The following is a 20,540-nucleotide window of genomic DNA, read 5'->3' on the forward strand; positions in this document are numbered from 1 at the left end:
TAAACCTTAACAAAAACATGGTTTATCGGAGATTATTTTTTCGTCAGTGAGGGGCATTGATTTTTATTTTCTTTAATAAGTTTCTGATAAATATAATAGCTTAACTTCGGCGTACGCTTCAATGTCTTATCATCAAAATCAACACCAATTATGCCAAACCTATTTTTGTAACCCCATAACCATTCGAAGTTATCAAGCAAACTCCAAAATAGATAGCCCTGGATATCCAACCCTTCCTTTTTTGCTTCCATAACTGCAGACACATGTCTATTGAGATAGTCTGCTCGCAACTTATCAGAAATGACACCGTCATTAAGTTTTTCATCTTCTAAACCAAAACCTGCACCATTCTCAGTAATAATGAAGGTAGGATGTGCATATTTTGCATCAAACTTTTTCATCATCGTAACCATCGCTTCTGGAGAGACAGGTCCGTTTACAGAAGGTTTTTTATCCGGGTTAGGAACATTACCTATTTCAAACGATTCAGATTTATCATGCTTAACCAATGTTGGACCATAATAATTTACGCCGATAAAATCAGGTTTCCCCTGGGTAATGAGTTGCATATCTTGAGATGTAGGGTAATGACTCCAAATTATTGATAGTGTTTTATGTTCAGATAATGCCCGATGACTTTATCATGCAGCTCCACCGATTTTGAGAACGACAGCGACTTCCGTCCCAGCCGTGCCAGGTGCTGCCTCAGATTCAGGTTATGTCGCTCAATTCGCTGCGTATATCGCTTGCTGATTACGTGCAGCTTTCCCTTCAGGCGGGATTCATACAGCGGCCAGCCATCCGTCATCCATATCACCACGTCAAAGGGTGACAGCAGGCTCATAAGACGCCCCAGCGTCGCCATAGTGCGTTCACCGAATACGTGCGCAACAACCGTCTTCCGGAGCCTGTCATACGCGTAAAACAGCCAGCGCTGGCGCGATTTAGCCCCGACGTAGCCCCACTGTTCGTCCATTTCCGCGCAGACGATGACGTCACTGCCCGGCTGTATGCGCGAGGTTACCGACTGCGGCCTGAGTTTTTTAAGTGACGTAAAATCGTGTTGAGGCCAACGCCCATAATGCGGGCGGTTGCCCGGCATCCAACGCCATTCATGGCCATATCAATGATTTTCTGGTGCGTACCGGGTTGAGAGGCGGTGTATGTGAACTGTAACTGCCATGTTTTACGGCAGTGAGAGCAGAGATAGCGCTGATGTCCGGCAGTACTTTTACCGTTACGCACCACCCCGTCAGTAGCTGAACAGGAGGGACAGCTGATAGAAACAGAAGCCACTGGAGCACCTCAAAAACACCATCATACACTAAATCAGTAAGTTGGCAGCATCACCAGATGTAGGCTTGAATTTAGGATATGCAGACTGATACATTTTCAATACTGAATCAGGGTATTTCCCCTTATAAAGAGCATCCAGAATCCAGTTGTTATGGAGATCGTTACATAACTTCTCAGTAGCACTATTTGGATTGTCATTATCAATGCATGGCGATAAGTTTAATGCAATCCCAATACGTCCATCATATTTTGCTTTGTGGTAATTCCGTACTGCCATCGCATTTGCAATCAAAAGATTGTGCAGTGCTATCGCTTGTTTTCCACGAGAAGCAACGGATAAAACGTCACGATATCCGTCTGGCTTTTTATCAATAAGGTTTGCTGCAAGAGGTTCAAGAGTAAAAACGTATCCTTCAGGCTCATTAAAAGTTATAAAATAATGACTTCTGCTACCAAAATTTTCAAAAACTACTTGTGCATATTTCTCAAACCAAACTGGTGATTCAGGATTAGACCAACTTCCTTTCTTATAAAGTGCTAATGGCATGTCCCAGTGGTAAAGTGTAATCACAGGTTCAATATTGGCTTCTTTTAAGTCAGTAATCAATTGGCTGTAATATTCTAATCCCTTTTTATTAACCGTCACTCCGTCGGGCATGATCCTTGACCAGGAAATAGAGAAGCGGTACGAATTGACACCTAATTCTTTCATGAGTTGTATATCTTTTAGATAGACATCTCGCGAAATTTGATTGGCCGCAATATCTCCATTTTCAACAGTGCCAATGGTATACTTTGTGACCTCATTATGGGTAAAATAATCCCAATTTGAAGGCCCCTTTCCATTTATATTCCAACCACCTTCAACCTGGTAGGATGAGGATGCCGTGCCCCAGAGAAAATCACATTGCTGTTTTTCGCCGGAGAATGCAGGAGGTAACAGAAGTACAGAGGTAAAGAAAAAATATTTTGCTTTCATTTTAGAATTATTACCAGATACCCATGAAAGATATGATATTGTTAGATAACAATAACTGCTATTTACTATTCTTTATTAAATTGAGTAAATATTGACCGTAATTGGTCTTGCTCATTTCATTTCCGTAGGTCATGACCTCACTTTCAGTGAGCCAGCCGTTACGGTAAGCAATTTCTTCCAGGCAGGCGATTTTGAACCCCTGTCGTTTCTCAATAGTATGAATAAATTGTGATGCTTCGATTAAACTATCATGGGTACCGGTATCGAGCCATGCAAAACCACGACCCAGCAATTCTACCTGAAGATTCCCCTGCTCGAGATACATTTCATTCAGTGTAGTAATTTCAAGTTCACCGCGTGCTGATGGCTTGACACATTTAGCCATATCAACCACGTTTTCATCGTAAAAGTATAGGCCAGTGACAGCCCAGTTGGATTTAGGCGCAGCTGGCTTTTCTTCTATACTTAATGCCTTGAAGTTTTCATCAAACTCGACAACTCCAAAACGTTCAGGATCCATTACCTGATACCCAAAAACAGTAGCTCCGGCATTGCCGGAAACAACCGATTCAAGTTTCCTGCCAAAACTTTGCCCGAAGAAAATGTTATCGCCTAATACAAGGGCACATTTATCACCCGCGATAAACTCTTCACCAATAATGAATGCTTGCGCGAGGCCATCAGGAGATGGCTGAATTTCATAGGATAAATTAATTCCGAAACGACTACCATCGCCCAGTAAACGTTTAAAAGAAGGCATATCTTCAGGTGTTGTGATTAAGAGAATATCTCGAATTCCCGCAAGCATAAGCACCGACATTGGATAATAAACCATAGGTTTATCATAAATGGGTAAGAGTTGTTTAGAGACTCCACGTGTTATCGGGTGCAAACGTGTTCCAGAACCGCCAGCCAGGATAATGCCTTTCATTTTACTACCTCAATACTTTTAAGCTAAATAGATTAGATATCTTTATTTAAACAACATCTTCTCTGATATCAGTCGAACATAATGTTTTTACCCACGAGTCTACACTATAACGCGAAATTGCATCCAGGTGCGCATCGTTATATGGGATTTCAAAAAAACCAGAGTCGATTTGGATATTATCTCGATCGATAAAGTAAAAATTTTCAGCTGAATAGAAATCGTAATTTTTAACTCGTGAATTGGTAGTTATAAATTTCCTCTTGAGAGGCAAGCATTCTATTGTCCTCATCGTCAAACCTGTCTGACGGGGATGCTGGATATCAAGAACCGCATCAGCACTAGAGAAGAATGATGCTATCTGCTTTTTATTTCTAGAGCGAAGGGTAAAACTAAAAAGTCTGAACCTAATGATAGACTTAATATTAGTAAGAAGAAAACCTGCCAAGACAACAATTGAAGGGAAATAAAGAACAAACCTCAAATCATATTCATTTTTATATTTCTCATAAATCTCCCCCAATAGTCTGTATCTGTCACTATGTACGGTACCGAGAAATGCAATGGATGGCTTAAAATTCTTTGAAGCGTCTTTTTTCGCTGTGCTTACAAAATCCGGGGAATAAAACAATGGTAAATGAGTCATAAAATCATATTCTCGCGCATCGTTATCATCAAAGGTAAACACGCGGTCAAATAAATTCAGGTACTCTTGAATATGAGGGTAGTTTTTAATAGAATCCCATGCGTAGTAAATGAATTTAGCTTTCTTATATTTATTTTTGAATTTTAATAAATTTTTTCTATTGAGAGATTCACCTTTGAGTACTATGACGTAGTCATAGTCATCATTTGTTTGAAGCAAAATCTTCTCAAAATACGCATCTGAAATACGTTTAAGAAAATTATTATCTTTCCAAAGTCTGAGTAATATTTTAAAAAATACGTTATTAAATGGTTTTTCATCGAAATAATCAACGGTGGCACCGGCTCGCCTTAATCCATCAGATATTTCATTTTCATAGTTAAAAAAGCGAGGACATAAAAACAACACTTTCATTTCAAATACTCTTCTTCACAACGGCCGGGATACCTACAAGTAGCACATTGTTATCACAGGAATGCATTACAACAGCGTTTGCAGCGACAATAACATTGTCGCCAATTCGAATACCGCCAAGAACCTTAGCCCCAGAGGCAATAACCACATTATCACCTAAAACAGGGCGATTTAGGTGATTAAAGGGAATATCTATATTTTTTGCGCCCAGAGTAACTTGTTGGTATATCGTAGCGTTAACACCAATTTTAGATGCACCAATAACAATGCCCTGCGAATGAGGAATAAAGAAACCACCACCTATTTCGCAATTAGAAGCAATCTCAACACCAAAGACAACAAAATTTATTAGAGAAAAAACTTTCCCTAAAATAGGTATTTTTTTCTTAAAGCAAAAATGGCTCATCCGGTATAAAATAACTGGAGTCATTTTCATTCCAAAAAAAGCCGATATTATACCTAAGATAGATACTTTTGATTTATTTCGCCCAGTCAGTTTGTAATATCTCAGTACATCATCTTTAACAAACTTAAACATGAGGATGACTCCCTGTAAATATTTTTATTCTCACAAAAACAAGAGTAACAATGAAAAGTAAAAAATAGGTTTGAATAAAGAACAAATTATAAAAGCCACTGAATATTGCACATTGCATTGCAATCGCATAAGGAAACAAACTATAACGATACGATTTAAGCAAATTCTTGTAAGCAATACTAAAAAGCAGAAGTAAACATGTAACCACAATAAGGGAGCCCGCTATCCCAAGATCGGGCATTAGCTTTTCAAACATTGTCGAAACGTTGGCATTATCGTCTACTAACGTCATGGTATCATGGAATCCTAAATCACTGTAAATAAGATTTCGGATAACACTGGGGAAAAGGTCCTGGAAGCTTGTAAAATCGTATACCGGAACTATGTGTGCAAAGTTATATGCAAGGTTTGCAAGACCTGCCGTAACATAGACATAAAACCATGTGAAGCCTGAAGGCAAACTCGACAGAAATTGTCCTTCTGGTGACAACAAATATTGATAAGGATTTTCAGCGCCCCTGATATCTCCTACAGCTCCAAAAAGGAGAACTATTGTGATTACAGAAAACACAGTGTAAATAAACATCTTTTTAGTGAATTTTTTATAGATAAAAAATAAAAAAAATATTTCCACGAGGCCAGACATCAGTATACCTCGTCTGAAGACCAGCATTTCCCATATACTCATCAATAGTATAACCAGCAGAATAATTTTTCTTTTTGACAAAAGAAAATGATAATACAGTGACGGAAAAACAAAAAGGAATAGCATATTAACTATCCCATGATATGTCGGTATACCGAATTCGGTATAATTATAGCCGCCCCTAAACTGCATAATCATTGGAATCCCGCCAGCAACAACCACATCAGGAATTATCGCAAAGCACCAAATGATGAGCCATATTTTAGTCGCTCGCCAGGATGGCATAATTTTATCCAGACGAACGCGATTAATACTGCCAGGAGTGATAAATGGAAGTGAAAAAATCAAACCCAAAACAACATTGATTGATAAAAAAACCACCATCTCGTTTGAGAGCGGGCTAATATTAGTAGTCAATCCAAGCGAATATAATATAATTGTGAACAGCCAAATTGAAGCATACACAAACCCTGGGGACATTAAAAAAATACTCATCCTACATCCTCAGCTGTCGAAGTCTTCCACCTTCAATATATGAAAGTGCCAATACGATCTTATATATGAAGTCAGGTACTTTAATCGCTTTTGTATCTAATTTGTCACACAACCAAAGAAGGCTTTTTCGGGTTGTTGTAAGTGGTAGAAGATGGATAACATTTATGAGCAATTTACTGGGAAGTCTCGTATCATCTAACATTACTTCGTAGGATGAAAAGAGGCTGTCCTTCACGCACTCCGGGTGTTTTTCTTTCAATACAGGGAAAGATTTTGATGCATACACAACCATTCTTTCTGATGCTCGGCGCAATGTTGGTGTATCGCTGTCTTCTGCTTTTGCATCGGGTAAAAAATAAAAGTCATATTTTGCTTTTGAAACTCGGATGCCAAGTTCCTCATCTTCACAGCCGTAATGATAGAACGTCTCATCAAAACCACCGATTGTATTAATGATATCTCGTGTCAGGATAATGCCGTCACTTGCAAAGAAGCGAGTACTTATAATCCCTTCAGGTATATTACGCGCTCCGAGATAACGGCTATCAAAATAACGGAGGTAATTGCTAGTGGAAAGTCTCGCTGGGTCGATTCGTATATTAATTCTGGCTGCCGTGAAGTGCTTACCATGGAAAAAAGAAACTATTTTTTTTATTGCATTAGGTTCAAGCAGGTTGTCGATATCAATAAACATTATCAACGAGTTTGTCGCTAAAGAAATACCAACATTGCGGGAAATAGCCCTGCCAGAATTTACCTGATTCCTGTGGAATGAAAAATTTATTTTATCTTTAAAGGCTTCTCCATAAGAGGCTGCGATTTCTTTCAGTGAAACCGGACTACAATCATCAATAAGAATTAACTCAATAAGGTTATCAGGATAATCAATATTCAGTATGGCATCCATGAAACGCTTAACTTTCGATGGTTCACAATAGGCAGGGACCACTATTGAAATCTTATCATTGTACTGCACCAATGCACCTCGTAGAATAAATTATATTGAAGGCGTAAACTACTGCTAAACCGAAGACGATGTTACTAATACCCATATAATGAAAAATAGCAGGCACAACAGCCACTACCAGGCAGAAAGCTATCAACCACTTAATAGCTAATTTATTTAGCTGATTCATTCTAATTAGAACCATGCTGAGCAATTGATCTATAGCTAAAATTGGGGTTAACCAGACAAACGTTCGCAAATAACTATAGGCATTAACAAGCTTTGCACCATAAAGAATATGAATAATCATGTCTGCAAGAACTGTTGTAAACAATGCGCCTGCGCAGGTTACTGCAAGTGTAGCGAAAACACAGAATGGCAATTTTCTTTTAATGTTTGTTATATCAATGAATTTAAATATAAAAATTGGTGCAATTGCCTGGACAAACAGAATACATATTGCATACCAGTTATCGACCAACTGAAGTGCTGCTGCATAGTTGGAATACATTTCTCCGGAAATTTTACCTTCCAGATATACACGATCAAACTTCATAGTGACCTGTTGCATGATCAAACAAAACCATACGGCAACACCAATCTTAAGATATGAGAAAATTTCAGAATCAACCTTCACAAATCTAAACCCGGTAGCCTTTCTGAAAGAATAAAAGATAAAGCCACAAGGTAAAAGTGATTCAATGACCCATGCTACCCAAAGATAATTTATTGGTAACTGATTCCTTACACCAATATAAATGACAATGAGTTTAATTATTGCAGCTAACATTAGTACCAGGCAAGGTAATTTAAGACGAGCCTGGCTTTGGTACCATGTTAAACCGACGATGAAAGTTTCTCGTAATGCGACAGATATGGCCAAACCAATTATGAACTGTCTGGACAGCCCACTTGCAGCAAAAAATCCCCATGCCACCATACACAACGCAACGAAAGTCCCTGCAGCCAGACGTAATATAATCACGTTGCTCATTGTGGTATTTATTTTAGATGGCGCATCCAGCAATTTAGGAATTACCACCTCGGCCCCACAGATCCATGTGCCTGTCATAAATATGGCTAAAATGACGAGAGAATATTGCCAACTGCTGAAATCACCAAAGTCATAATGATTTATCAACAATCTGTTAATAATAATAATAATAACAAGTTGAGTGATTCTCTCGATGCTAAGATAAAAGAAGTTAACAAAGACTTTTCTTTTATCTTCATCCGCCATAGTTTTTTTTATGGCTGATAATAAAAAATTAGACATCTGTCATATTCTTTTTAAAGTTATCAATCATTATTTCTATATCGGACAATACATTGTTATAGACATGACCGAACTCATTCCTTGTTCTCGTATTATCCGTCGGTGGAAAATATTCTCCTTTGAAACCTTCATGCCATTTGATCGTGCAACCAGTTTTACTTGCAATTAAGTCTGCAATATCAGCAGCTGTTGTATTAACGCCTGATGCAATATTGTAGATGTTATACTCATTTTTACGGCTGATCTGGTAAATAAGCTCAGCAACGTCCGTGACTGAAACATAATCTTTTGCATAGGCAGGGGCAACATACATATCAATATGTTTATTCGAGATTGCATTTCTGATTATGCTAGGCAGGAATAACTTACTCTTTAATGCCAAACCATATACATTGCTGGGTCTGACAATAATCGTATCTCGGTTGCTTTTTAAGCATAACTCTTCACTTACCAGTTTAGTAAGATTGAAAAGCCTTCGGTTATCGCCCGTGCATACCGTAAGATTATCCATTTCCGACGCGCTATCTTGTTCCATGTAAACACGCGTTGATGAAATATAGATTAATTTCGAGAATTGAGCGCGTTCCAAAAGTGTTGCCAGCAACTCGGTGTTAGATTTATATACTTCAAACGGCGTGTTTGCACAATCACCATTGCCAGCAGCATAGATGACAATTCCCAGATCTCTTTCAAAAAGAGTCTTATCATCACGCGGTGGAACCTCAACATTCTCACCCTTAGCCAGAAGGTTTTCAACGATTTCACTGCCAATGAAACCACGTCCACCAATCACTGTATAATGTGCTTTCATAAAGATTTTTTATACTCTGCAAGTGTAATTAATTTAATATCTTTTTCTGAGAGAACTGGTGCTGTTACCGGCCAGTCAATAGCAATATCCGGATCATTCCAGATAATTCCACCTTCATCCTTTGGATCGTAAAAATCAGTACACTTATAGTGAAAATCGGCATATTCGCTTAATACACAAAATCCATGGGCAAATCCGGGAGGAACGTATAATTGGTTATTCTTCTCGCCAGAAAGAAGAACACCCACATACTGACCAAATGTCTCAGAATCGTGGCGCAGATCCACTGCAACATCATAAACTTCCCCGCTGATTACGCTGACTAATTTACCTTGGGGTTTCGTTTTCTGGAAATGCAGTCCACGCAAAACATTTCGACTCGAACGTGAGCGGTTATCCTGTACAAAATTACCTTTGATTCCTGCATTTTCATATTTTTCTTTATGCCAGGCTTCAAGGAAAAAACCGCGAGTATCGCCAAAAACCTTAGGTTCAATGATCACACAATCTTTTAAAGGTGTTTGAATTACATTCATTTAAAATCCCTCAGCTGGAAAGATATTCTCACCAGCTGCTTTATTAGTTAATTTCGGATACTGGTTGAAACTATAAATACTTAACTTTTGTGTTCTTTCCAAAGTAAGTCACAGATATCATCAGTAGGATTAAATGCGGTAGGTGCATTTAACAGTATTTCGCGTACCCGCTCATAATCAAAGTTGCGACATGAGCTATCCAATTCTGCGATAATGTCTTTCATTTCATCCCACGGAAGCATGACTTCATTAGCCGTCTTAATTCGTGGATGCTGTGTTATTGAGACGTTATCGCCAATCAACAATTCTTCATACAGCTTCTCACCAGGACGCAAGCCAGTCGTTTTGATAGCAATATCGCCATAAGGATTTTTATCATCACGAACTGAAAGTCCTTGCAAGGCAATCATACGGTGGGCGAGGTCAATAATTTTGACCGGATCACCCATATCCAATACGAAAACATCCCCACCACTGCCCATTGCTCCAGCTTGAATAACAAGCTGTGCGGCCTCAGGAATGGTCATGAAATAACGTGTGATGTCAGGATGCGTTAACGTCACCGGACCACCAGCAGCAATTTGTTTTTCAAATAATGGTACGACGGAGCCGGATGAACCTAGCACATTTCCAAACCGGACCATGCTGAAACAGGTTTTACTTGACTCTGATGCGAGAGCCTGAAGTATTAGCTCTGCCATTCTTTTTGTTGCGCCCATGGTGTTCGTTGGTCGCACAGCTTTATCCGTAGAGATAAGCACAAAACTTTCGACACCACAGTTTTCGGCAGCTTGTGCACAACATAAGGTCCCGAAGATATTATTACGAACACCATCAATAACGTTAAATTCAACCAGGGGAACATGCTTATAAGCAGCCGCATGATAGATGGTCTCAACGCTAAATGCCTTGATTAACCTTTCAAGATGCGCCATATCCTGAACGTTGCCCAGAATTGGATAAATCTTAACATTTAAAGATTGTGAAAGTATTAAATTTCGCAATTCAGAATCAATTGAATATAGTGAGAATTCTGATAATTCGAAAAGAATTAGTTGAGTAGGTTTATTTCTGATTATCTGTCGACATAGTTCAGAGCCTATAGAGCCACCCGCGCCAGTAACCATGACTGTTTTACCCTGAATATTCTTTGAAATTAATTCAGGGATCGGGGTAACAGGATCGCGACCTAAAAGGTCAGTAATTACTACCTTACGTAAGGCATCGATTCTTGCTTTTCCTTCAACGAGGTCGACCATCCCAGGTATTGAAAGCACCTCGCACGGAAGTCCCTCAAGGGTAGATATAACCTCATTTTTTCTGGCGCGGCTGGCACTTGGCATTGCCAGGAGAATTTTCTTAGCTTCGTACTTCTCTATCAACCAGGCCAATTTTTCAGGTGAAAATACGCTTACACCATGGATGACCTGCCCCTGCAATGAGCGATTGTCATCAACAAAAGCCACAGGATAGTATTCATCCATTTGGCTTAACGCAGGAAGTAACTGGCGTCCAGACGCTCCAGCCCCATATATAATTACGCGTGTTCCCAATTTTAAACCGCGATTGACCAGCATTCTCATAGCAAGGCGTGAGCCTGCAACGAACAATACTCCGAAAGAGAAGTAGATAAACGGGATTGTTCTTGGAAGATAGAGATTCGTGTAAAATGCGGCAATAATCAGCAACAACGACGAAATTAGCATCCCAATAGCAACTACAAGCAGTATTTTCGCAGTTATATACCTTATGACAGCTCTATAAAGGCCAAGTTTTACAAAGATGGCCAAAGTAATCACTATTATCGATGTTAGCAGTAACCAATGAGATACGCTTGATAATGGCGTCATTGAATCAATACGGACCCAAAATGCAAACCAAAATGCGCACATTAACAGTACTACATCAATAGAGAGCGTTATAATCCGTTTTATTAGTCTTGGCAAAGAAATTAAATAAGTTAGCATACTAAAAACTAGTCGCCTCGTTAAAGCTTGCTATTAATTTATAAAATAGTACCTGGAGGGCATATGACATGCTCTTCCACTTTAGCACTATATCCACCCACTGTTCCCGCTTGCAGAAATGCCGATTTACCAATACACGCTCCCCCTGCAAGATGCACCCCAACACCTAAATGGGCAAAATCACCGAGAGTTGAATCATGATCGACTGTAGAATGACAATTAACTATCGTACCTACACCAAGAGTTGAGTTTGCTCCTACAACCGCACCGGCTAAAACTACGCTGCCATGTCCCAAAGTAGCGGACGTGCTCACAAATGCAAAAGGATGAATTAGCGTTATCGGATAAATGCTTAGCAATTCTAGCTGTTGGTGGAATGACTCTCTGAGCTTATTATTACCTATGCCAATTACAATGTGTTTAGCTGTACCAGCATAAACCTTCAGATCTGAGGTTTTCCCGATAACACGAACCTTTGAATTGTCGGAGCGAGATTCATTATCGTCGAGAAATACAATTTTTTCATATCCCAATAGCGTAGCAGTTTCGTACAATGTACGTCCATGTCCTCCAGCTCCAACAATGATCAGATCATTCATTTATGCCTTCTCTTTATCTTTAACTCCAGCACCACATCTGAATACAAGAATAATCAATGGTAACCAGGCGATGGTAATGCCTACAATTCCATCAATTTTTGCAGAGATGATTAAGTAAGCAATAGGGAGCAGCCACATGAAGTTAATAGCTATAGCCGCCATAGTAACAGGAACATGGCTCTTATATTTACGGGCAAGAATTTGGTAACAATGACTTGCATGTGCTTCATAGACTTTCTTACCCGCCAGTAATCTTCTCAGTAAGGTAGTAGTTGCATCAACAATGAAAACACCCATCAGACAGAGTTCTGCGATCAGAACACGTGAGTCCAGCTTTGCAAAATAAAGGATCATCAGCCCAATGGTGATACCCAGAAAACCGCTTCCAGCATCGCCCATGAAGATCCTTGCCACAGGGAAGTTCCACACGATGAACCCCGCGACCGATCCAGCGAGTGCTAATGCAAGCATAGTCATTGCATCAGATGAATCAGAGTAGTTATTGATAGTTATTATCAAGATACTACAAAGCGAAAAGGTAATAGCTTGCGCACTTGCAAGACCATTAATACCATCCATAAAGTTATATAAATTCAACATCCATACAAGATAGATACTACCGAGGATCATTCCAAACCATGACAAAGAAACATCGTAGCCAAACATATTAATGCTTGGGAACGATCCTAGATAAAAAAGCCCTATAGCTGCAGCGATGAAGTGCATTAACAAGCGCCAGCGTGCGGCGATATGGCCATGATCGTCGAGGAAACCAATAACCGCAATCAATAAGCCAGGCACGAAGAAACCTAAAAATGTTGCCTGAGTTATATGATTTGTAAGGACCAGCCATACTAATGAAGCTAACAATGTTAATACAATAGCCACCCCTCCCCCACGAGGTGTAGGAACACTGTGAGAACTTCTTTGGTTTGGTTGATCAATTACATTATTCTTGATGGCATATAACCTTAAACCCCAGGTCAACGCGCATGATATAAAGAATGCAAAAACGACAATGCCCAGATACAACATTATTTGTTACCTTCAATAAAATACTTCGCTGTTTTTACCATCGTTTCTTGTAACGAGACGGGTGGCGTCCATTGAAGCTGCTCTCTTGATTTTCTTGAATCAACTTCCAGATCGCCAAACAGTTGATCATATATACTTTTCTTGCCCAGTATAGAAAGGAAAATTTTCAGTATTGTTTTGGGGAAATAGACAAGTCGCGCTTTCATACCCATCCCGGTAGAAAATGCCGTTATCATTTCTTCAGTTGAAGGATGCACTTCGTCAGCCAAAAGATAGAGTTCATTCTTTGACTTCTCATTCGTTACACATTCGCAGATAAAGCTCACAACATTGTCCAGTGAAGCAAGAGCACGCTTATTTTTAACCGATTTAAAAGGCAGTGGCAGATTTCGCGACACTAGTTTTAACAATCGTTGAATGTTACCCGGTGCATTTGGACCACAAATCAATGCCGGACGCACTATGGTTATCCCCATATTGCTACCAGTAAATGCTTTAAGAAGACTTTCCTCGGCTTCCAGCTTTGAAATAGCATAATCTGAAGTGGGTCTGGCAGGTGTCGTTTCACTAAAAGGTATCCCCGAAGTGGAATTACCATTAACACCTATTGAACTGACGAAGATGAAATGTTTCACATTACAACTTATTGCATCATGAGCTAATTTCATCGTGGCATCGTGATTCACACGACGAAATTCTGTCAGCGTATCTTCGGCTTTATCATTAAGAATATGTGCTCTGCCTGCTGTGTGAATGACAGTATCACAATCCTGGAGAAGGGTTGTCCAGTTTGTTTGTGCAGAGATATCGCCAAGGTTGTACATCCCATTGTCGATATTTTCGTCTCGACGGGAAGTGAAAATTACCTGATGACCTGCCGACCTCAGCGTTTTGACTAAAGCAGAACCGAGAAAACCAGTTCCCCCTGTCACTAAAACTTTCATTGTCATCCCCTATCAGTTAATGAACTATAAACAAATATAGAAATAAACTGCTCTTAACGATTTTGATAATTTTGCGCAATCCAGGATTTATAATTACCGCTTTTAACGTTTTCCACCCATTCTGTATTTGTCAAATACCATTCAACGGTTTTACGAATGCCACTTTCAAAGGTCTCCTGTGGCGCCCATCCCAACTCAGCACTAATTTTATTTGCATCAATGGCGTAGCGACGGTCATGGCCCGGACGATCAGCAACATACGTAATCTGATCGCGATAAGACCCCTCTTTTGGCACAATCTCATCAAGCAGATCGCAAATCGTATGGACCACGTCCAGGTTCTGCTTCTCGTTATGACCGCCAATATTGTACGTTTCACCCGGTTTCCCTTGAGTGACAACGGTGTAGAGAGCACGCGCATGATCTTCTACATATAGCCAGTCACGGATCTGATCGCCCTTACCGTAAACAGGAAGAGCTTTTCCGTCCAGCGCATTCAGGATAACCAGTGGGATCAGTTTTTCAGGGAAATGGTACGGACCGTAGTTGTTTGAACAGTTGGTGACAATGGTGGGGAAACCGTAGGTACGCAGCCAGGCACGAACAAGATGATCGCTCGAGGCTTTCGACGCTGAATACGGACTGCTAGGCGCATAAGCAGTGGTCTCAGTGAAGAGTGGCAGCTCAGTTGACGCCGGATGCTCATCAGGATGCGGCAAATCACCATACACTTCGTCGGTTGAGATGTGGTGGAAACGAAACGCTTTCTTCGCCTGCTCATCCAACGTTGACCAGTACGCACGAGCGGCTTCCAGCAGTACATAAGTGCCGACGATATTGGTTTCGATAAACGCAGCCGGGCCTGTAATCGAACGATCGACGTGACTTTCAGCGGCCAGGTGCATCACCGCATCAGGCTTATGCTTTGCGAAAATGCGATCCATAGCGTCTTTGTCGCAAATATCCGCATGTTCAAAAGCATATCGGCCGCTGTCGCTGACTTCACTGAGCGACTCAAGGTTGCCGGCATAGGTCAGCTTATCCACATTGACGACGTCGTCCTGGGTATTTTTAATAATATGTCGTACAACCGCTGAGCCGATAAAGCCGGCCCCACCCGTCACAAGAATTTTCACGTTATCTGTTCCATCTGTTGGAAATGTCTGGATACTTGCGCTCTGAAACCTGAACATTTATTAACTGACGGTTTCAGAAATTGAGCACGCTACCGCCCCTGGCTTAACAGCTACCAGTGCACTGAGCGATGTGTGATTAAATGATTTTTCTTGTCTGGATACAGACAAAAAACTGGCGTTAATTGTCGTCCTAAACGACCTCAGAAACAAGCACAAATCGCTACAAAGCAATCCGTATTTAGACCCTGTAACTCGCTGTAATCATGGGATTAATAACAAAAAGCGGCAGTCATCATTTTGGTTAGATATCAACACACCAAAATAATGACTACCGCTTGTTCAAATCGTGGCCGGAATATCAGTCGTTTGCGAGCAACTTCTCAATACGGGTTCTGAACTTCGCCCCTTCTTTCAGGTTACGCAGCCCATAGTTCACGAACGCCTGCATATAACCCATTTTCTTACCGCAGTCATAGCTGTCGCCGGTCATCAGCATAGCGTCTACGGACTGTTTTTTCGCCAGCTCGGCAATCGCGTCGGTCAGCTGAATACGATCCCAAGCGCCTGGCTCGGTTTTTTCCAGCTCGGCCCAGATATCTGCGTTCAGAACATAGCGACCTACAGCCATCAGGTCTGAGTCCAGCGTCTGTGGCTGATCCGGTTTTTCGATAAACTCAACGATGCGGCTCACCTGCCCTTCCGTCTCCAGCGGCTCTTTAGTCTGGATCACAGAGTACTCGGAGAGATCGCCCTTCATGCGTTTCGCCAGCACCTGGCTACGGCCGGTTTCATTGAAACGTGCCACCATTGCCGCCAGGTTATAACGCAGCGGATCGGCAGAAGCAGTATCAATGATGATATCCGGCAGCACGACGATGAATGGATTATCGCCCACAACCGGACGGGCACACAGAATAGAGTGGCCCAGACCCAGCGGCTGCGCCTGGCGCACGTTCATGATGGTCACGCCTGGCGGACAAATAGACTGCACTTCCGCCAGCAGCTGGCGCTTAACGCGCTGTTCAAGCAGCGCTTCGAGTTCGTAAGAGGTGTCGAAGTGGTTTTCTACCGCATTCTTGGACGAGTGCGTAACCAGGACGATTTCTTTGATCCCTGCAGCAACAATCTCGTCGACAATGTACTGAATCATTGGCTTGTCGACGATCGGCAGCATCTCTTTAGGAATGGCTTTTGTGGCTGGCAGCATATGCATGCCCAAGCCTGCTACCGGAATGACTGCTTTCAAATTAATCATTATTTCTTCCACCTTAAAATGGTTGACGAATTATAGCTCTTAAACCTGTTTTCGCCAGCATGATTTGCCGTAATCCTCAGGTAATGTTACGCCTTAGCCCTACAAATTTCTGTAGTTGTAATCTGAATAGATCACGCTTCTTTCCCAGGAATAGTCTCAAAACAGCTATTTGTCGATTATCTGTGCGGAAGCGCAAAGTTAAGCTTTTCCGCATTCACCACCTGCTGGTCGACCCGGTCAATATCCACCGAGCTTTGCCCCTTCTCATTCACCGCTTTAATGTTCGCCAGCGACAGCAAGGTCTCATCTTTCGCCATAAATTTCCCCCTCACATCCTTGCGCAGATCGAAGTTGATCTTCAGGGCGGGACCCACAGCGGCTTCCTGCATCACATTGATGTTGCGTAAAAAAAGATGCTGCGGCTTGTTGTGCAGTTCAAGCGTAGCACGCTGCATTTCCACGTTGGTTATCGCCACAAACGAGGTGGCGTTACCGGATGAAATCTGTATTCCGCGCAATTTATACGCAAGCTGACGATTATCGAGATGAATATTGTTGAGCTTGAAGTTCTGCGGGATGGACAAATAATCGCCTTTTATCACCCCATAGCCGATTAACATTCCGGCACTGTTCACCATATCGACATTATCAATAATGAAATTATCACAGCCATAAATGGCCACCGTGGCATTGTCTATTCCCGCCTTTTTACTGAAGTCGGGAGTTATATTTTTGGCCTTAATATTGCGAATAACAAAATGTTTACCGTTTTCAACGTGCACCAGCTGGCGACAGTTGCTGCCGGTAATGTTTGCCACCACGAAGTTCTTGACGGTTTGCTTCTCCGGATAGTCGTTATCGTAGGTGCTGCCGGCGAGGCCAATGCCGATGCCCCAGTTGATCTTGCCGTTGGTGCAGTTGATGTTGTCGATGACATGATCGGAGATCAGGATATTGCGATCGTTGATGGCGACGTTCCACTCGATCGCATCGCCCTGGAGATGGCTAAATTTACTGTTGGTGATGCGGGCACCGTCCACCTGGTTGTGGAAACCCTGGCGCAGGATGGCGTAGTTGGCCTGGCTTACGCTGATGTTATCAATCAGCAAATTGCGCATCACGCTCGGTTTCTTGCCGCCGATGTAGATCTGCGTCACCGGGCCAAAACCGCTCATGGCCAGCCCTTTGATGACGCAGTCAGAGCCGCGAACGTCGAGCGTGATGTTCTCCGTGCGGCCAGCACCTTCGCCTATTACTTTGCTGCCTTCCTGCAGAACAAAGCGGCCGCGCCCGTTGCCGGTTAACGCTCCGCGGATCAGCAGCGTTTTACCGTCGGGAATGAAAATGCCCGTATTGATGTTTGCGCAGGTGAGCCCGGCGGGGACCACGACGGTGTCACCGTCATTGAACGCCTGCTTAAAGGCGGCGATCCAGTCGTTGTTATTGTACTGATTAACAGAGACCGTTCTGCCGCTTGCCGCCTGCGCGATGCGTGACGACAGCAGCGGCGTGGCCGCCAGAACGGAGAGAGAAGAGACAAAGGTGCGTCGGGTAATCTTTTTCAGCATACATCCTCGGCGTTACAACGTTTGCAGCAGGCTGGCTAACTGGCGGTTAATCACCTGCTGGTTAAAATCGGTTTCCACTTTTTGTCGGGCGTTATGGAGCACGGGCTCCAGCGCCTGCTGGTCAATATCGCTGAAGGCTGCTAATCGGTCCGCAAGGGCCATCGCGTTATTCTCCGGCACCAGCCAGCCGGAGTGGTCAGACTTAATCAGCTCCGGGATCCCGCTGTGCAGGGTTGATACCACCGGAATACCTACGGCCATCGCCTCCATCAGCGCCACCGGAATGCCTTCCATATCGCCATCGGCACCCGTCACCGAGGGCAGCAGAAACACATCCGCCTCGTCGAGCATGGACTTGACCTCGTGGCTCGGCTTGAAGCCCGGCATCTCTACGACATCTTCCAGCTGATACTGTTCGATAAGCGTGCGCAGACGACGCTCCCACGGCCCAATGCCGAGAATGCGATAGTGGAAATCCACCCCGCGCGCTTTTAGCTGTCGGCAGGCTTCAATGGCCACATGGAGGCCTTTCTTCTCGGTCAGGCGAGCAACGGAGATGATCTGCAGCGGTTTTCCCGGCACCTTGACAGGACGGCGAGTGAAGCGCGTTAAGTCCACGCCCATACGCGAAACGGCAATTTTTTCTCCCGGGCAGCCCATGTTTTTCAGGCGTCCGGCCCACAGGTCGCTGATAGGCAGCATCATGTCACCGCGTCTGAACAGCTGCTGATACTCCGGCGTGTAGTGGTTAAGCACTTCGCGGCTGGAGATGTCGATACCGTGGAAGATGGTCGCAATTTTGCCGTCAATCACGCCCAGCTCGCGTAGCTTCGCGGCGGTGACGCCCGCCGGGCCAAAGTGGGCGATAAACACGTCGGCACGATACGGCTGCGCGGTTTGCCCGCAGATGGCCGACAGGATCAGATTGCGGGATTCGGACCCATAGCGGGAAACATTCAGCGCCCGCCACGTCGACGCGCGGTGGATCCCGCGCAACGTCTGGCTGGCCCGGTAGCGCAGCTTGCTCAGCTTTCCGGACGGCTCATCCTGCAGCCAGCGGGTTTTCGCCTCCAGCCCATACTGGGTATACGCCGCATGGGTGTTTTTGGTATCGCCCTTTTGCAGGGCGATAATCTCCACGTCATATCCCATATCGATAAACGCGGTGATTTGGTTCAGGACAAACGTTTCAGACGACAGCGGAAATTTCAGTAAGAAGAAACCAACCTTCATTTCCCCTCCCGCACGCGGTCAAGTACCGATTTCACCATCCCAATGCCCTTCTCGCGCTCGGCTTTCACCGCCACCGCCAGGCGTTCATTGATCGCAGGCAGCTGGCCGAGCGTGTCGCCCACCATCGCACCGAGCGAACCATCGAGCAGATGACGGATATCCACGGCCATTTCCGGCATACCGAGCTGCTGCATGATGCCTGCTGATTTGTGTTCGTAGTTGATGGCAATGGCCGGCGTGCCAAAGTTCATGGAGATAATGGCGGAGTGCAGCCGCGTGCCGACGGTCAGGTCGCAGGCGGAGAGCAGCTTGCCCATCTCCAGATCGTTCAGTTCGTCCATCACCACGTGATAGCGGGACGGATCGTTCACCAGATTGCGCAGGTTCAGCGCCACCATGCGGTCGTCTTTGTTGTAGCTGTCGATACCCGTGCAGGTGGAGAGCGCCAGCACCTGGTACCCGCTGTCCAGCACGCGGTTCACCACGTCGGCGAAGGCTTTCTCGTACGCCGCCTGCGTTGTGCCTAAACGCTTATCGAAGGGCGCCAGCTCGCGCAGGGTTATTGCGACGGTTTTCTGTTTCGCCGCCACGTCGAGCCAGTGCTGCACCGCGTAGCTCGGCTGGAAGCTGTCGTCCTGGTGATCCACAAGCCACGCGGTGTCCACGCCGTGCTCAACTTTTGAGGTGTCAATTTCGCTGCGCTTCATCATGTCGAGGCTGACCGACTCGCGCAGGATCAGCGCGTCGCAGTGGCCGAAGACGTAGTTTGCGAGCTGGTTAAACTGCGGATCCTGGAATGGCCCGACGCTGTGGCCAATCATAAACAGCGGCTTTTTCGCCATGAACGTACAAAGCGCATGCTCAAACTGAGGCACGCCGTAGAGATCGACGAAGAAAGAACCGCCAACCTGGATAATGGCGTCATAGCCGGACAGCAGACGAACAAAATCGGTAAAGCCCTGCGCGATAGCGATGTTGCGCAGCTTGCCGGTATCGGTCACACGGGAAAGCAGCACCTGGTGCTGGTAGCGACGACGCAGCACTTTCTTCACGCGGCCCATCACGCCCGCGGCGTTGTTATGCTGTTTCATCTGGCTGTAGAGCGGGTCGCCCATCACCGGGCGGTTCAGCAACCAGGATGAGCTGACCGGATAACGGCTCATCACGTCCACTTCGGTCTCAGGCTTAAGGGTGTTAATTGCATCCAGTAAACCGCGCAGGATGGCGCTGTCGCCACGGTTGCCGCAGGTATGGTTGCCAAGAATTAATAATTTCATAATGGCCTCTTAAAT

Annotated in this window: 20 protein-coding genes; all 20 read right to left on the bottom strand. The window is 43.9% G+C overall.

Annotated elements, in window-relative coordinates; genetic code table 11:
- Nucleotides 1–32: 32 nt before the first annotated feature.
- Nucleotides 33–569, bottom strand: coding sequence for a family 1 glycosylhydrolase (locus tag ACJ69_RS10500; protein ID WP_071886564.1), 537 nt, complete (start codon nucleotides 567–569; stop codon nucleotides 33–35).
- 29 nt (nucleotides 570–598) lie between these two features.
- Nucleotides 599–1,296 (bottom strand): IS1-like element IS1A family transposase gene (locus ACJ69_RS10505; protein ID WP_103215986.1). Its coding sequence is split into 2 segments (ribosomal slippage): nucleotides 599–1,047 and nucleotides 1,047–1,296, totalling 699 coding nucleotides; the frame shifts between segments, so codons are not numbered across the junction.
- Between the two features lie 28 nt (nucleotides 1,297–1,324).
- Complete coding sequence (locus ACJ69_RS10510; RefSeq protein WP_059347011.1) at nucleotides 1,325–2,275, bottom strand: glycoside hydrolase family 1 protein; 951 nt, start codon at nucleotides 2,273–2,275, stop codon at nucleotides 1,325–1,327.
- 58 nt (nucleotides 2,276–2,333) lie between these two features.
- Nucleotides 2,334–3,206 carry a glucose-1-phosphate thymidylyltransferase RfbA gene (rfbA, locus tag ACJ69_RS10515; protein WP_029739237.1) on the bottom strand — a complete coding sequence of 291 codons (873 nt, stop codon included), beginning with the start codon at nucleotides 3,204–3,206 and terminating at the stop codon, nucleotides 2,334–2,336.
- Between the two features lie 46 nt (nucleotides 3,207–3,252).
- Nucleotides 3,253–4,263: a CgeB family protein gene (locus ACJ69_RS10520; RefSeq protein ID WP_047647356.1), complete on the bottom strand. Its 1,011-nt coding sequence runs from the start codon at nucleotides 4,261–4,263 to the stop codon at nucleotides 3,253–3,255.
- A gap of 1 nt (nucleotide 4,264) precedes the next feature.
- Nucleotides 4,265–4,801 carry a serine O-acetyltransferase gene (locus ACJ69_RS10525; protein ID WP_029739235.1) on the bottom strand — a complete coding sequence of 179 codons (537 nt, stop codon included), beginning with the start codon at nucleotides 4,799–4,801 and terminating at the stop codon, nucleotides 4,265–4,267.
- A complete protein-coding gene (wzy, locus tag ACJ69_RS10530; protein WP_059347012.1) occupies nucleotides 4,794–5,942 on the bottom strand; it encodes an O45 family O-antigen polymerase in 1,149 nt (382 codons plus the stop codon). The genes ACJ69_RS10525 and wzy overlap by 8 nt, the downstream gene beginning before the upstream one ends.
- Before the next feature lies 1 nt (nucleotide 5,943).
- Nucleotides 5,944–6,918 carry a glycosyltransferase family 2 protein gene (locus tag ACJ69_RS10535; protein ID WP_059347013.1) on the bottom strand — a complete coding sequence of 325 codons (975 nt, stop codon included), beginning with the start codon at nucleotides 6,916–6,918 and terminating at the stop codon, nucleotides 5,944–5,946.
- Nucleotides 6,905–8,164 carry an O45 family O-antigen flippase gene (gene wzx / locus ACJ69_RS10540; protein WP_059347014.1) on the bottom strand — a complete coding sequence of 420 codons (1,260 nt, stop codon included), beginning with the start codon at nucleotides 8,162–8,164 and terminating at the stop codon, nucleotides 6,905–6,907. The genes ACJ69_RS10535 and wzx overlap by 14 nt, the downstream gene beginning before the upstream one ends.
- Nucleotides 8,157–8,975 carry an NAD-dependent epimerase/dehydratase family protein gene (locus ACJ69_RS10545; RefSeq protein ID WP_054829915.1) on the bottom strand — a complete coding sequence of 273 codons (819 nt, stop codon included), beginning with the start codon at nucleotides 8,973–8,975 and terminating at the stop codon, nucleotides 8,157–8,159. The genes wzx and ACJ69_RS10545 overlap by 8 nt, the downstream gene beginning before the upstream one ends.
- Nucleotides 8,972–9,511 carry a dTDP-4-dehydrorhamnose 3,5-epimerase gene (gene rfbC, locus ACJ69_RS10550; protein WP_029739230.1) on the bottom strand — a complete coding sequence of 180 codons (540 nt, stop codon included), beginning with the start codon at nucleotides 9,509–9,511 and terminating at the stop codon, nucleotides 8,972–8,974. The genes ACJ69_RS10545 and rfbC overlap by 4 nt, the downstream gene beginning before the upstream one ends.
- Before the next feature lie 80 nt (nucleotides 9,512–9,591).
- The gene (locus tag ACJ69_RS10555; RefSeq protein WP_059347015.1) at nucleotides 9,592–11,478 is read right to left on the bottom strand and encodes a polysaccharide biosynthesis protein; all 1,887 of its coding nucleotides are present in this window, start codon (nucleotides 11,476–11,478) and stop codon (nucleotides 9,592–9,594) included.
- A 38-nt stretch (nucleotides 11,479–11,516) separates the two neighbouring features.
- Nucleotides 11,517–12,077 carry a PglD-related sugar-binding protein gene (locus tag ACJ69_RS24160; protein WP_071886565.1) on the bottom strand — a complete coding sequence of 187 codons (561 nt, stop codon included), beginning with the start codon at nucleotides 12,075–12,077 and terminating at the stop codon, nucleotides 11,517–11,519.
- Nucleotides 12,078–13,112, bottom strand: coding sequence for an MraY family glycosyltransferase (locus ACJ69_RS10560; RefSeq protein WP_059347016.1), 1,035 nt, complete (start codon nucleotides 13,110–13,112; stop codon nucleotides 12,078–12,080). It lies immediately after the preceding gene.
- Entirely contained in the window at nucleotides 13,112–14,056 is a 945-nt protein-coding gene (locus ACJ69_RS10565; RefSeq protein ID WP_054829914.1) for an NAD-dependent epimerase/dehydratase family protein, read from the bottom strand. The genes ACJ69_RS10560 and ACJ69_RS10565 overlap by 1 nt, the downstream gene beginning before the upstream one ends.
- 53 nt (nucleotides 14,057–14,109) lie before the next feature.
- Nucleotides 14,110–15,192, bottom strand: a complete 1,083-nt coding sequence (gene rfbB / locus ACJ69_RS10570) for a dTDP-glucose 4,6-dehydratase (protein ID WP_054829908.1) — start codon at nucleotides 15,190–15,192, stop codon at nucleotides 14,110–14,112.
- 358 nt (nucleotides 15,193–15,550) lie between these two features.
- Nucleotides 15,551–16,447, bottom strand: coding sequence for a GalU regulator GalF (galF, locus tag ACJ69_RS10575; RefSeq protein ID WP_029742022.1), 897 nt, complete (start codon nucleotides 16,445–16,447; stop codon nucleotides 15,551–15,553).
- A gap of 176 nt (nucleotides 16,448–16,623) precedes the next feature.
- Nucleotides 16,624–18,015, bottom strand: coding sequence for a colanic acid biosynthesis protein WcaM (gene wcaM, locus ACJ69_RS10580; protein ID WP_054829907.1), 1,392 nt, complete (start codon nucleotides 18,013–18,015; stop codon nucleotides 16,624–16,626).
- Between the two features lie 12 nt (nucleotides 18,016–18,027).
- Nucleotides 18,028–19,248, bottom strand: coding sequence for a colanic acid biosynthesis glycosyltransferase WcaL (gene wcaL, locus ACJ69_RS10585; protein ID WP_059347017.1), 1,221 nt, complete (start codon nucleotides 19,246–19,248; stop codon nucleotides 18,028–18,030).
- A complete protein-coding gene (wcaK, locus tag ACJ69_RS10590) occupies nucleotides 19,245–20,525 on the bottom strand; it encodes a colanic acid biosynthesis pyruvyl transferase WcaK (RefSeq protein ID WP_032658813.1) in 1,281 nt (426 codons plus the stop codon). The genes wcaL and wcaK overlap by 4 nt, the downstream gene beginning before the upstream one ends.
- Nucleotides 20,526–20,540 lie beyond the last annotated feature (15 nt).

Origin of the sequence: Enterobacter asburiae (assembly GCF_001521715.1) — a bacterium.
Taxonomy (GTDB): domain Bacteria; phylum Pseudomonadota; class Gammaproteobacteria; order Enterobacterales; family Enterobacteriaceae; genus Enterobacter; species Enterobacter asburiae.

Excerpts from the sequence above, each read along its gene's own strand:
- ACJ69_RS10500 (WP_071886564.1), bottom strand. The coding sequence starts at position 569 with ATGCAACTCATTACCCAGGGGAAACCTGATTTTATCGGCGTAAATTAT.
- ACJ69_RS10510 (WP_059347011.1), bottom strand. The coding sequence starts at position 2,275 with ATGAAAGCAAAATATTTTTTCTTTACCTCTGTACTTCTGTTACCTCCT.
- rfbA (WP_029739237.1), bottom strand. The coding sequence starts at position 3,206 with ATGAAAGGCATTATCCTGGCTGGCGGTTCTGGAACACGTTTGCACCCG.
- ACJ69_RS10520 (WP_047647356.1), bottom strand. The coding sequence starts at position 4,263 with ATGAAAGTGTTGTTTTTATGTCCTCGCTTTTTTAACTATGAAAATGAA.
- ACJ69_RS10525 (WP_029739235.1), bottom strand. The coding sequence starts at position 4,801 with ATGTTTAAGTTTGTTAAAGATGATGTACTGAGATATTACAAACTGACT.
- wzy (WP_059347012.1), bottom strand. The coding sequence starts at position 5,942 with ATGAGTATTTTTTTAATGTCCCCAGGGTTTGTGTATGCTTCAATTTGG.
- wzx (WP_059347014.1), bottom strand. The coding sequence starts at position 8,164 with ATGTCTAATTTTTTATTATCAGCCATAAAAAAAACTATGGCGGATGAA.
- ACJ69_RS10545 (WP_054829915.1), bottom strand. The coding sequence starts at position 8,975 with ATGAAAGCACATTATACAGTGATTGGTGGACGTGGTTTCATTGGCAGT.
- rfbC (WP_029739230.1), bottom strand. The coding sequence starts at position 9,511 with ATGAATGTAATTCAAACACCTTTAAAAGATTGTGTGATCATTGAACCT.
- ACJ69_RS10555 (WP_059347015.1), bottom strand. The coding sequence starts at position 11,478 with ATGCTAACTTATTTAATTTCTTTGCCAAGACTAATAAAACGGATTATA.
- ACJ69_RS24160 (WP_071886565.1), bottom strand. The coding sequence starts at position 12,077 with ATGAATGATCTGATCATTGTTGGAGCTGGAGGACATGGACGTACATTG.
- ACJ69_RS10560 (WP_059347016.1), bottom strand. The coding sequence starts at position 13,112 with ATGTTGTATCTGGGCATTGTCGTTTTTGCATTCTTTATATCATGCGCG.
- ACJ69_RS10565 (WP_054829914.1), bottom strand. The coding sequence starts at position 14,056 with ATGAAAGTTTTAGTGACAGGGGGAACTGGTTTTCTCGGTTCTGCTTTA.
- galF (WP_029742022.1), bottom strand. The coding sequence starts at position 16,447 with ATGATTAATTTGAAAGCAGTCATTCCGGTAGCAGGCTTGGGCATGCAT.
- wcaM (WP_054829907.1), bottom strand. The coding sequence starts at position 18,015 with ATGCTGAAAAAGATTACCCGACGCACCTTTGTCTCTTCTCTCTCCGTT.
- wcaL (WP_059347017.1), bottom strand. The coding sequence starts at position 19,248 with ATGAAGGTTGGTTTCTTCTTACTGAAATTTCCGCTGTCGTCTGAAACG.
- wcaK (WP_032658813.1), bottom strand. The coding sequence starts at position 20,525 with ATGAAATTATTAATTCTTGGCAACCATACCTGCGGCAACCGTGGCGAC.